Origin of the sequence: Senegalimassilia anaerobia JC110 (genome assembly GCF_000236865.1) — a bacterium.
GTDB classification, from domain to species: Bacteria; Actinomycetota; Coriobacteriia; order Coriobacteriales; family Eggerthellaceae; genus Senegalimassilia; species Senegalimassilia anaerobia.
Window position 1 is genome coordinate 205,052 of sequence record NZ_HE611017.1, and the last position, 12,893, is coordinate 217,944.

The 12,893-nt window shown below is 65.3% G+C and carries 8 protein-coding genes; 3 read left to right on the forward strand and 5 right to left on the reverse strand.

What is annotated here, in order from left to right; genetic code table 11:
- The first annotated feature begins 58 nt into the window (after nt 1-58).
- On the forward strand, nt 59-1,015 hold the full coding sequence (locus tag SFHG_RS09165; RefSeq protein WP_162096591.1) for an AraC family transcriptional regulator: 957 nt from the start codon (nt 59-61) through the stop codon (nt 1,013-1,015).
- A 43-nt stretch (nt 1,016-1,058) separates the two neighbouring features.
- Here SFHG_RS09165 and SFHG_RS09170 read toward each other — a convergent pair whose 3' ends face one another.
- Complete coding sequence (locus SFHG_RS09170; protein ID WP_052297922.1) at nt 1,059-2,438, reverse strand: MFS transporter; 1,380 nt, start codon at nt 2,436-2,438, stop codon at nt 1,059-1,061.
- 730 nt (nt 2,439-3,168) lie between these two features.
- Between SFHG_RS09170 and SFHG_RS09175 the strand changes: the two genes are divergently transcribed.
- Nucleotides 3,169-4,677, forward strand: a complete 1,509-nt coding sequence (locus SFHG_RS09175) for an APC family permease (protein ID WP_042436571.1) — start codon at nt 3,169-3,171, stop codon at nt 4,675-4,677.
- A gap of 495 nt (nt 4,678-5,172) precedes the next feature.
- Here SFHG_RS09175 and SFHG_RS09180 read toward each other — a convergent pair whose 3' ends face one another.
- The 4 genes from SFHG_RS09180 to thrH all read right to left on the reverse strand — a co-directional run bounded on the left by SFHG_RS09180 (nt 5,173) and on the right by thrH (nt 11,837).
- Nucleotides 5,173-6,162 (reverse strand): asparaginase, encoded by a 990-nt coding sequence (locus SFHG_RS09180; RefSeq protein WP_042436573.1) that lies wholly within the window; start codon nt 6,160-6,162, stop codon nt 5,173-5,175.
- A 31-nt stretch (nt 6,163-6,193) separates the two neighbouring features.
- A complete protein-coding gene (gene fdhF / locus SFHG_RS11155; protein WP_081469058.1) occupies nt 6,194-8,905 on the reverse strand; it encodes a formate dehydrogenase subunit alpha in 2,712 nt (903 codons plus the stop codon).
- On the reverse strand, nt 8,898-10,778 hold the full coding sequence (locus tag SFHG_RS09190; protein WP_042436574.1) for an NAD(P)-binding protein: 1,881 nt from the start codon (nt 10,776-10,778) through the stop codon (nt 8,898-8,900). The genes fdhF and SFHG_RS09190 overlap by 8 nt, the downstream gene beginning before the upstream one ends.
- Nucleotides 10,779-11,231: 453 nt before the next feature.
- On the reverse strand, nt 11,232-11,837 hold the full coding sequence (gene thrH / locus SFHG_RS09195; protein WP_222859229.1) for a bifunctional phosphoserine phosphatase/homoserine phosphotransferase ThrH: 606 nt from the start codon (nt 11,835-11,837) through the stop codon (nt 11,232-11,234).
- 248 nt (nt 11,838-12,085) lie between these two features.
- Here thrH and SFHG_RS09200 point away from each other — a divergent pair, with 248 nt between their 5' ends.
- Nucleotides 12,086-12,760, forward strand: coding sequence for a response regulator transcription factor (locus SFHG_RS09200; RefSeq protein ID WP_042436577.1), 675 nt, complete (start codon nt 12,086-12,088; stop codon nt 12,758-12,760).
- Nucleotides 12,761-12,893 lie beyond the last annotated feature (133 nt).

Here is a 12,893-nt window from a genome sequence, read left to right on the forward strand (position 1 = left end):
TTCTGCCGAAAAATCAAACGGAAGCTACGCCGCAGGACAGGGAAACCCACTTTACGACATGTTCGTCTCACAGCTTACGCAGCTGCACACTGTATGCGCGAAGGAAGCGCTCGCGCGCGGATTCGGACGGGCCGACCTGGTGCGAAGCGTCGGCGAGACATGGTTCGTCGACCCCCAATACGGCAGGGGCTCCTACTGGTTCTATCTCATGGACGGTGACACCATCGTCGTGTCGATGGACATCACATACGAACGCGCCGTGGAGGCAGTCATAGAGACTATTCCCTATCTGGGGTTCGGCCTCTATGAGCATGCGATGCCCATGTATTGCTCGCCCGAGTGCGCCGCATCCAACTGCAAGCTCATGGGGCATGACTGGGATGGCGGCCCCTACATAAGCTCGTTCGAGCCCGACAAGCGGCTGTCATCGGCATCGATCACCATAGCCCCTGAAGCGATACACCGCTATGCGGATGCCTTGCACTGCGATGAGAAGAAACTGCACCGCGCCATCGGACGGCTCACCACGTCGGAGGGCGTGCCCGGCTTGCCCTCGGCGCTTCGAGGGCTCGACATCACCTACCCCGCCGCATCGGTCGCCGATTCGTATTATCACGCCAAGGTGATTGAATGCTTCGCGCTGCTGGCAAGCAGCATTCCCGAAAGGGTCACGTCAGCCGATGCCGTGAACATAAGCGACAGGGACTGCGTCGAGTGCCTCTGCTCCTACATCGACGACAACTTATCATCCGATCTCAGCACGAAAACGTTGTGCGACATCGCCCATGTAAGCGAGGGGAAGATGATATCGGCGTTTCGCAATGTGCAGGGGGACACCCCGCAAAGCTACATCCGCGCACGGCGCCTGGAGCACGGACGACGCCTTCTCCTTGATGAAAGCCGCAAAATCAGCGAAATCGCCAAAAGCGCGGGCTACCGCAACCAGGGAGCGTTCACTGACGCGTTCAAGCGCGCCTACGGCACGACGCCACGCACCTATCGCAAAAGACTATGAATCGAATAGGAATAGCATCAAGCGATGGCCACTCGCCGATTCGCTAACCCAGGCGGCGCGACTTCGTCTCGGGGCCGATCGCCAGTGTAACGGCGGCCGCCACCAGCGCGATGGCCACGATGCCGAAATAGATGACGTTGGGCTGCAGGTTCGCCAAGACCCACGTGACGGCGAACGGCATGACCACGTTGACGGCCTTGCCGGCGCCCTGCGAGATGCCAGCACCGCGGAAACGGTACCTGGTGGAGAACAGCTCGCCCACGTACACGCTGATCACCGACGCGTTCAGCACGTAGAAACCGATGGTCATCAAAAAGCCCAGCACGGTGATGAGCGCCGTCGAGCCGGCGTTGAGCGCCATGGCGTAGGCGAACGCGAACACCGCCACCCAGATGAACGCACCGGAAACCTCGACGCGACGGCCGAGCTTCTCGATGAGCAGCGCGCCGATGAGCGCTCCGAGCGGCGCGGCAAGCATGGTGATGGTGGTGGACAGCAACGAGGTCTGCGTGGCCAGGCCGATGTTTTTCAGGATGGACGGGCCGAACGTGGTGTAGGTGTACTGCGTCAGCGACGTGCCGATGACCACCACGATGCCCAGGAACAGGTTGCGCGCCAGATGTGCGTCGGAATCCATGGCGCTCTTTTCGAAAACCACCTGCTCAGCAGGAGAAATACCGGCTTCCCTCATCTCACACTCGATGCGGGAGATGATCGCCTCGGCGTCATCGAAGCGGCCGTGCTGGATGAGCCAGCGCGGGCTTTCCGGCATCGCCTGACGCGCGATGCACACGATGATGGCCGCCACGCCGATGACCGCGAACACCAGACGCCACGATTCCTGCCCAAGCGGGCTCCAAATGGTGATGAAGAACAAGCACAGGAACATGCCGATGGGCGAGCCGCAGTTGGCGATGGTCGAGCCGATGGCGCACCAGCGGCCGCGGCGCGCGACGGGCGCGAACTCGTTGATCATGCTGAAGCTGGTCACCAGCTCCGACCCCAGGCCAAGGCCCACGAAAAAGCGCATGGCTATCATGAACGTCATGTTCGGGGAAAGCGCGCCCAAGATGGTGGCGAAGCCGAACAGCAGCAGGTTGAACTGGAACGCCTTGCGACGCCCGAGCTTGTCGCCGATAAGGCCGGCGATCAGCGAGCCGATGAACAGGCCCAAAAAGCCCGCCGACAGAAACGCCGCCGTCTGCTCGTTGGTGGCGAACCCGGTTTCGGCCAGTGTGCTCTTCACGCCGCCCGCCAGGTAGACGTCCATGGCGTCCACGAACACGCCGGCCGAGGTCAGCGCCATCACCTTCTTGAACGTAGCCGTCGGTTGCGTGGCGTCCATGCGGTGCATGAGATGCGCGGCGCGGTCGACGCCTTCGCCCGCCTGCCCGCTCGACGCGGTTTCGTCTGCTTGCGACATGGTTTTCCCTTCTGCTTCTGCCTGCAACCGAAAACAAAAAAAATCCGCACGAGGGCATGCACGGCTAACAACAATGCGGTTAGCGTGCAGCCGACGAGCGGATTCATCGTTCTTGGTTGCGGGCTCCTTGCCGATGGCCGAAGGATCGCTTCGGGCATCGGCAAGGAACCTGTTTCGTAACACCTATCGTTCTACGGCGCCAAATCATACTACTTTGCTTTGGGTTTGGGATTTTCCGCAGGCGAACCCGGGAGATAAGACACAAACCCGCCACACAGCAGGGTCGATGGAGAAGGGGCCGCAACGTGAACGAATCGCGTTTCGCCGTCCGGGCCCCAGTTCGCGCGCCTCACCCGCCGCACCCCTCGCCAGCCGCCGGCAGCCGTCGAAGCTCGCTTCGCCCGCACCCGCAACACGCCCTTCGCCATCCGCCTCCGCTCCGCCCGCACCCGCGCACCCCTCAGCACCCTCGCAAGGCCGTCGCGCAGCGCCTGCCGCCTCGCGCCCTCTCTTCCGCAAGCCCTTCCGCTCCGTCGCGCCAGCGCTCTGCGCCCGCGAACCCCCGCGACGCCCGTTAATTTCGCATTCCAAAATCCCTATTGCTTTACTACGGTAGAGTGCTAAAGTGATTTCATCGTATCCGCATGGCGCTGTCGCATGCACGATAGGCATCGGGCATGCGACAGCGCGCCGACCCGCCAACACGGTCGGCACGCTGAAAGGAACGCCCATGGGCAACCAACCGAACGAAGGCGGCGCGCAGAAGGAGCCTGCCGTCGGCCTCAAGCGCACGCTCGGCCTGCGCGAGGCCATCACCATCACCGCCGGCACCGTCATCGGCGTCGGCCTGTTCACCACCGGCGGCAACGTCGTCGGCGAGATGGGCCCGTTCGTGGTGCTCGCCACGGCGCTTGCGGCGCTTATCAGCATCTACCCGGCGCTCATGTACGGCGAGATGGGCGCGGCGCTGCCCTTCGCCGGCGGCACGTACCAGTACGCGTCGCTGGGCCTGGGCCGCCCCGCTGGCTTTCTTGCCGGATGGAACTTCATCATGTCGCTCATCGCCGTCACCGGCGGCGAGGCGCTGGCGTTCAGCTACTACTTCAAGACCATCTTCCTGGCGTTCGGCGTAGAGCTTCCCGTCGATGACGCGGTCATCGCCATCATCGCGCTGGTCGCGTTCATCATCGCCAACGTGCGCGGCGTGGAGCTGACGGGCAAGCTCCAGAACGGCTTCATGTTCTTCTTCTGGGGCGTTGCCGCCATCTGGTTCCTTACCATGATCCCCAACGTGCAGCTGCCGAACTTCGTGACCGCGCCCGACTTCATGGGCGACCTGGGCGGCGGCGGGTTCATCGCCGCCGTGGCCATGATCTGGTGGTGCTTCGCCGGTTTCGAGACGTGCTGCGCCATGGGCGAGGAGATCCGCCACCCGCAGATCAACATCCCCCGCGCCATGATGCTCTCGCCGTTCATCATCTTCGTGGTGAACGCCCTGTTCCAGTGGTTCCTCGTGGGCATCGTGCCCGCCGACGGGCTGGCCGCCGTGGCCGAATCGTCCGCACCCTACGCCGAGGCCATGATGAGCGCCGGCATCCTGGGCCTGCCGCTTGCGCTGCTGGCGCTGGGCGTGGCGTTCGGCGGCGATTTCTCCACCCTGAACGCGTCCATCGCGGTGCCGCCGCGCTACCTGTTCACCATGGCCCGCGACGGCAGCCTGCCCGCCGTGTTCGCCAAGCTGCACCCGAAATACCGCACGCCCTACGTGGCCGTCATCACGCTCGGCGTGCTCACAGTGGCGCTGGTGGCCACGTCGACGCTGGACTACATCGCGTCGCTTTCCCTGTTCGCCGACCTGTTCTACTACGTCATCGGCATGGTGGCGTGCCTGGGCCTGCGCCGCAAGCTGCCCGATCTGAAGCGTCCGTTCAAGGTGCGCGGCATGGTGCCCGGCGCGGTGATCAGCATCGGCATCTACCTGGTCATGATGACGCAGCTTGACACGGACGCCCTGGTCACCGGCGTGATCTACTGCGTGGTCGGCCTGGTCATCTATGCGGCGTGCGCGAAGGTGTACGGCACGCGAGCCATCGACGTGAACGCCGTGCAGGACACCAGCGAGCCCACCCCCGCCGAGCGCGCCAAGATGGACCGCGAGTTCCACATCTGGATCGCCGCGGCCGCCATCGGCTGCGCGCTGGTAGCCCTGCTCTACCTGCTGCCCAGCGTGCTGGGATAGGGCGGCGAAGGCAAGCGACGCTTGAGCGCAAAAGTACGGGACGGCGCTTGGCGGCGGCACCCTTAACACCGCCAAGCGCTTCACCCCTCACTCGCAATAAAGCTATCGCTTGCCAACGGCTTTACCAGCGCTAATGCACGAATCGGGAAATAGTATCAGATGAATTCTGCACTTTTCAGCAAATAGCGCGAATACACGGAGCGGCTATCGTTGACACACCCCGCAAAAACGCCCCGAGATCGGCAACGGCCCGTTGGCCTGCCCCACGCAGGCCAACGGGCCATCTTGCAACGCCGCGCCTATCGCCACAGCGCCGAAACCCCAATCGCGAAAAGCGGCACGCTCTCCCGTCTCTTTTCACGTATGCGTATGCGTATGCGCCTTCCTTGCGATCCCGTCCTTAAAAATGTGATGCATTGCACTTTTAAGGGACGAGTATTTGCAATTAATAACATTTTTCAGGCTGAGATGAGATTCGAGACTATCCCCTCGCCTTTAGCAGCTGGCGAACAGTTCCGCCAATTTCTCGCGATCGACGACGCCGTCGGGGTCGGCCGCTTGCGCAAGCGCCCACATAGTCTTCGCCAACAGCGCCTCGGTGGTAGCACTGCCGCCCATGAGCACGCCCGGGCGGTCGCAGAACGCGCGACCCACCTCGTACACGCTCAGGTCGGCGCCCTCGTACGGGCACTGCGTGGTCATAACCAGCGTTTTCCCGGCGTCCACCCACGCGAGCAGCGTTTCGGTGATGCCGTCGTACTCCGGGATGCCGCCCAGCCCGAAGGCCTCCACCACCAGCGCGTCGCACGCAGGGCGCAGCGCGTCGACGACCAGCGCGTCCATGCCCGGCGTAAGCTTGAGCACCGCCACCCGCGGGTTGAGCGCATCGTAGAAGCGCGCGCTCGAAACTGCGCCGGCTTCTGCGTCAACGGCCCAGGTCACGCGTCCGTCATGCACGTACCCCAAGTCGGGAACGTTCAAGCTGTCAAACGCTTCGAAGCTGCGCGTGCGCACCTTGCGCGCCGCCGTGCCCGAGATCACCTTGCCGCCGAACGCGACCATGACGCCCGCGGCGGCATCGTCGCAGGCCACGAGCACGGCGTCGAGCAGGTTGCGCTTGCCGTCGGTTCCGGGGTCGCCTATGGGCAGCTGCGAGCCAGTCAGAACGATGGGCTTCGGCCTGCCCTGCACCAGGTACGACAGCCCTGCCGCCGTGTACGCCAGGGTATCGGTGCCGTGAAGGACCACAAACCCGTCGAAGTCGTCGTAGCTCCGACGCACCTCGCCCGCGATGGTCAGCCATCCCTCCGGGCGCATGTTCGTGCTGTCCACGTTCATGACCTGCGCCACCTCGACATGGCAAACCTGCGCCACCTCAGGCACGAACGCCACCAGCTGCTCGCCGGTCAACGCCGGCGCAAGCCCGCTGCCCTCCTCGGCCGACGCGATGGTCCCGCCCGTCGCAATCACCAAAACCCGTTTCATATGCGCCCCTCGCTCGATCTCGCTCTATCCCTTACGCCTTCTCCACACGCACGGCGCACACCTTGTACTCCGGCGTGGCCGAGATGTTGTCGAGCGCTGCGTTGGTCAGCCAGTTTGCGTTGCCATCCTGGAAGTGGAACGGCATCCACACCTCGCCGGGATTGGTCTTTCCCGACACGCGAGCCTGGCTCTCAATGACGCCGCGGCGGCTGCTCACGCGCACACGGTCGCCGTCGGCGATGCCCGCGGCGGCGGCGTCCGCGTCGTTGATCTCGATGAACGACGTGCCGTCGATCTGGTTGAGCCCCTCGGTGCGGCCCGTCATGGCCTGCGCGTTGTACTGCGCAAGCACGCGGCCCGTCATCATGATGAGCGGGAACTCCTCATCGGGCTGCTCGGCCGACGGACGGTACTGCGCCAGCGAGTATCCGCCCAAGCCGCGCGAGAACGCCCCCTCGTGCATGATGCGCGTGCCTGGATGGTCCGGGCCCGTGCACGGCCACTGCAGGCCCTGCCCCGCCACGGCGGCGGAGTCCAGGCGCGCATGGCTGATGCCCGCGTACGACGGCGTCAGGCTTGCCACCTCGTCCATGAGCTGCGCACCCGTGAGCGTGGGCTGGTCATACCCCATGCGGCGCATGATGTCGGCGAACACCTCGGTGTCCAGGCGCGCGCCCGCCGGGCCGTCCACCGCCTTGCGCACGCGCTGCACGCGACGCTCGGTGTTGGTGAACGTGCCTTCCTTCTCCGCATAGCTGCGACCAGGCAGGATGACATCGGCGTACTTCGCCGTCTCCGTCATGAACAGCTCCTCGCACACGAAGAAGTCCAGCGACTCCAGCGCGCGGATGACATGGCCCGTGTCCGGGTCGGTGCGCACCGGGTCCTCGCCGAACAGGAACAGGCCGCGGATACGCCCGTCGATCATGGCGGGGAAGCACTCGGTGGCCTTCAGGCCCGCGGCCTGGTTCAGCTCGACACCCCATGCGGCCTCGAACTTCGCGCGCATCTCGGGGTTGGCCACCTTCTGATAGCCCGTGAAGTCCGCCGGGCCCGCGCCCATGTCGCATGCGCCCTGCACGTTGTTCTGGCCGCGCAGCGGGTTGATGCCGCAGCCGGGACGTCCCAGCTTGCCCGCGGCCAGCGCCAGGTTCGACAGCGCCATAACGCCCTCGGTGCCCGTGGAGTGCTCCACCACGCCCAGGCAATAGACGATGGGGGCGCGATCGGCCGTCGCGTACATCTCGGCGGCCGCCTCCAGGTCGCGCGCGTCGATGCCGCAGATCTCGGCCACGCGCTCGGGGGTGTAGTCGGCCACCATGGCGGCAAGTTCGTCGAAGCCCTCGGTGCGGCTTTCCACGAACTCGCGGTCCACCAGGCCCTTCTGTATCAGCACGTTCACCATGCCGTTCGCGAACGCCACGTTCGTGCCGGGGCGCAGCTTCAGGTGGATATCGGCCTTCTTCGCCAGCCCGATCTCGCGCGGGTCCACCACGATCAGCTTCGCGCCGCGCTCGACCGCCTGCCGCAGGCGCATGCCCATGACCGGGTGCGCCTCTTCCGGATTGCTGCCCACCAGCAGGATGACCTGCGAATCCTCGCACACATCCTTGATGGAGTTCGTCATTGCGCCCGAACCAAGTGTAGTTGCCAGACCGGCAACGGTGGGGGCGTGTCAAACACGTGCGCAGTTATCGACATTGGGGCTGTCGAATGCGCACCTCGCCATCTTCTGGAAGAGATAGATATCCTCGTTGGTGGAACGCGAGCACGCGAACGCCGCGATGCTCTCGCCGCCGTGCTCCTCCTTGAGCTCGGCGAACTTGCGCGCCACCAGGTCGAGCGCCGTATCCCAATCTGCCGGCTCGAACTCGCCGGTCTCGGGGTTTTTCACCAGCGGGGTGGTGATGCGGTCGGGGGAGTTCACGAAGTCGAAGCTGCCGGAACGGCCCTTCACGCACAGCAGGCCGTCGTTGGACGGGCCGTCGGCGGCCTGCACGTCCACGATCTGGTCGCCCTTCACCACCAGGTCGAGCTGGCAGCCCACGCCGCAATGCGGGCAGGTGGTGCGCACGGTATGGGTGTCCCACTCGCGGTACAGCCCGCGGCGCTTCTCCACCAGGGCGCCCGTCGGGCACGCCTGCGCGCAGTTGCCGCAGCTCTCGCAGATGGTGGCGTCCCAGTTCGGCCCGAACGGCGCGCGGATGGTGGTGCGCACGCCGCGCTTGCCCGTTTGCAGCACGTGGTTGCCGGCCGCGTTGTTGCACGCGCCCACGCAGCGCTGGCAGGCGATGCACAGGTTGGGGTCGAAGCGCAGGAACGGGTTGGAATCCAGCACCGGCTTGCGCATTTGCGCAACGGGGAAGGTGGGGTGCGAAACGCCCACCTCGCGCGCCACGGCCTGCAGCTCGCAGGCGCCGTTCTTCACGCAGCTGAAGCAGTAGTCGGTCGAATCCAAGCCGTGGTTGGAGATCAGCAGGTCAACGGCCATGCGGCGGTACTTCAGCACGCGCTCGGTGGCCGTTTGCACCTGCATACCGTCGACCACGCGCGTGGTGCACGCGGGCACGGGGGCGTCCTGCCCCTCGACGTCGACCACGCACACGCGGCACGATCCGATGGCGCTGCGCTCGGCCAGGTAGCACAGCGTGGGGATGTGGATGCCGGCCTCGCGGGCGGCTTCCAAAACGGTCTGGCCCTCGCGCGCCTCGAGCGCGCGGCCGTCGATGGTGATGTTAAGCATACTGAATACGCCCCCCTTCGCAGGCGCCGGCGCCGAAGTGGTCGCAGCGCAGGCAGCGGCCGCATTCCTGCATGGCCTCCTCCGTGCTCATGGGAACCTCGACGGCATCGAAATCGTTCTTGCGCTCGCGCGCGGGGCGCTCGAGCACCTCCACGCGGCCGTACGCCGCGCGATCGTTGGGCTGGGCCGGCGGAACCGTCACGCCGCAGTCGAGCGTATGGTTGAATCCCAGCATATGGTCGATGTTGCGCGCGGCAACCTTGCCGGCGGCGATGGCTTTGATGGCCGATGCCGGGCCGGTTTGGCAGTCGCCGCCCACGAACACGTTCGCGCCCGCGAAGGCATCGGCGCCGCGAGCGGCAAGCGCCTCGGCGTCCATCTGCGCATGCAGCTGCTCGTCCGCCTTGAACTCGCCCCATTCGGCCGCCATGCCGAACTCCTCGAACGGCGCGGACACGATGTTCTGGCCCACGGCGATCAGGATGATGTCGGCGGGGATGCGCATCTGCGGCTTGTCGGCGGCCACGGGCGCGGGACGGCCGCGCTTGACCGGGCCGATCATCTGCGGGTTCGTCAGCAGCGCGCAGCAGCGGCCCTGCTCGTCCTTCTCGATGGCGGCAGGCGCCTGCAGCGTGATCATCTCCACGCCCTCGGCGATGGCCGACTCGATCTCGGCCGGCAGCGCCGTCATGTCCGAGATGCGGCGGCGATACACCACCGACACCTCCTCGGCGCCGGCGCGCACCGCCGTGCGGCAGCAGTCCATAGCAACGTTGCCGCCGCCGATGACGGCCACCTTCTTGCCCGTGAAGTCGGGGTAATCGCCATCGCCGATGCGTCCGAGCAGGTCAACGGCCGAAAACACGCCTTCGGCATCCGTGCCGTCGATGCGCAAGCCCTTACCGGTTTGCGCGCCGATAGCCACGTACACGGCGTCGTAATCCGCGGAAAGCTGCGCCATGCGCTCGGCGTCCACGGGGCTTTCGGTATGCACGGTGATGCCGCCCACGGCCAGGATGCCGCGAATATCCTCGTCCAGGCGCTCGCGCGGGAAGCGGTACGCGGGGATGCCGTAGCGGATCATGCCGCCCAGCTGCTTGCGCCCCTCGAACACGTCCACGTCGTGGCCCATCAAGGCGGCGAAGTACGCGCAGGTCAAACCGGACGGGCCGCCGCCAACGACCGCCACGCGGCGGCCGGTTGCGGGCAGACGCTTCGGCACGGGCACCTGGTCGGCGCGCGCGTGCTCGCAGGCGAACTCCTTGATGCCGCGGATGTTGAGCGGCGCGTCGATGAGCGTGCGGCGGCAGCGTTGCTCGCAGGGATGCTCGCACACCAAGCCGCACGCGGTGGGGAACGGATTGTCCTTGCGGATCATCTGCACGGCGCCGGCGTAATCCCCCTGCGCCACCAGCGCGATGTAGGCGGGCACGTTCACATGCGCCGGGCAGAACGTCTCGCACGGCACCGACTGGCCCACGCTGCGCTGGCATTCATGCTTGCTCACGTGGCTTTCAACCTCGGCGGCGAAGGCATCCAGGCCTTCCAACAGGGCGTTCGCCGACTCGTAGCCGATGGCGCAATCCGATGTGTCGCGCACCATCTCGGCCAACGCGCGCATGCGCTCGACCTCGGCCGCGTCGGCCTGGCAATCCACCAGATGGCGCAGCATGCCTGCCAGCTGGGGCAGGCCGTCACGGCACGGCACGCATTTGCCGCACGTTTGCAGCGCGCCCTCCTCGAGCAGCGTCAACTGCTGCGCCAGAGGGCACATGCCCGGCGGCATGGCGTCGACGCGACGCTTCTGCCGGTCCAGGAACCCGCCGATGCGGGCATCGTCCGCCGAAGCGGGCGCAATGGACAATCTCGTCATTTCTCCCCCGTTTCGCCTGCTTATGCAGGCTCGCAACGCTTGCATGGGGACGGCAATGGCACAAGCCGCCCCATCGTACTCCTAGTGTTTTGATACTTGCGCAGTATCCTATGACATAAGGCGAAGGCTCAGGTTTCGGTCTTGTTAACCCTCCGAACAAACACAAGCCGCAAAGCGAAAAAGGCCGTCGCCCGAAGCGCAAGCCGTCAAGGCGAACGTTCCGGGCAACGGCCCTCATAAACCGGACACTTCGGGGACGTAGCACTATCTGTCAGGAGCCAGCCTCGAAAAGCCCAAACGCCTCGAACGCGTAGCGTTATCTACCCGAGCAATCCGGACGCTTCAGATATGCAGCATCAATCGCCCAAAATGCACGCATCTCAAACGCGCAGCCCTACGCGCCCGGGGCCTCCGCCCCACGCGGGCCCGCGCCCCTTCCGCGCAAAGCCCGCCTTACAGCGCGGCCTTGATGGCGCGAGACAGGTCCTCGAAGGTCTCGTACGCGGGGATCTCCGGATGCTCGGCCTTGATGGTGACGGTGCTGCGGAACAGGAAACCCGCCTTCGACGCTTTGATCATGCCCAGGTCGTTGTAGCTGTCGCCCGAGGCGATGGTCTCGAAACCGCAGGAATGCAGCGCGCGGACCGTGGTCAGCTTCGTCTGATCGCAGCGCATGCGGTAGCCCGTGATGGTACCGTCGTCGGCAACTTCCAGCGTGTTGCAGAAGATGGTCGGCCAGCCGAGCTTCTCCATGATGGGCTGGGCGAACTGCTCGAACGTGTCGCTGATGATGATCACCTGGGTCTGCGCGCGCAGGTCGTCCAGGAACTCCTTGGCGCCGGGAACGGGTTGGATGTCGGCGATGACTTCCTGGATCTGCGGCAGGCCCATGCCGTGGCGGCGCAGCACGTCTAGGCGGAACTTCATGAGTTTGTCGTAGTCGGGCTCATCGCGCGTGGTGCGCATAAGGTCGGGGATGCCGGCCTTCTCCGCGAACGCGACCCAGATCTCCGGTGCCAGCACGCCTTCCAGGTCCAGACATACGATATTCATTCCCATGAGGGTTCCTTTCACGTTGCCGTTGCTTTCGCAAGCCTTCTATGCGCATAAGCATAGGCCAACCCGCCGGCGCGCCCGACCACGTTCCGGCCAGTGCCGCGAGCGAAAGGGGAAACGGCACCCGATAAGGCAATCGCGTCTCTGACAGATAACGCTACGTCCCCAAAGCGTCAGGCTTATGACGAAACGCCGGCAACCCGCGGCGTTGCGCTATCATCGGCTCATCCGTTCGATATGGAAGGGGACCGATGGCGCGGTTGTTCATTGTCGAGGACGATGCCTCTTTGCGGGAGAATCTTGTGCGCATGCTCAAGCTCAAGGGGCACGAATGCCTTTGCTGCGAGTCGTTCGCGAACGCCGCGGGCGAGGCTTTGGCCGCATGCCCCGATTGTATCCTGCTCGATCTTTCGCTCCCCGGCGCGTACGGCCACGAGGTCTGCCGATCCATCCGCCAGGAAAGCAACGTCCCCATCATCGTCCTGACCTCCTCCGATAGCGAGTTCGACGAGGTCATGAGCATGAACGTCGGCGCGGACGACTACGTGGTCAAGCCCTATCGCCCCGCCGCGCTGCTTGCCCGCATCGACCGCGCGCTTGCGCGCAGCGGCTCTGCCGATTCGGCGCGCAGGCAGCTGGAACGCGACGGCGTTTTGCTCGACCCCGTGCGAGCCGAGGTGTCGTATCGCGGCAAAACCGTCGAGCTGTCGCGCAACGAGCTGCTGATCTTGCGCATCCTCATGGAGAATGCGGGCTCCATCATCTCGCGCAGCGAGCTGATGGACGAGCTGTGGCAAACCGACGCGTTCGTCGACGACAACACGCTCACGGTGAACGTGAACCGCCTGCGCCGCAGCTTGCAGTCCGCAGGCATCCCCGACGATTTCATCACCACCCGCCGCGGCCTGGGCTACGTGGTCCGATGAACGGCTCGGTTCGAGAAAACGTCGCGGCCACGCAGGCGCACAGCTCACCCTCCTGCCCGGAGCCGGGCTCGGCGGCGGCCGCGCCCAACTCGCCCGTCGTCCCGCTGCGCGACCCCGTGCCCGCTTCGCCCGG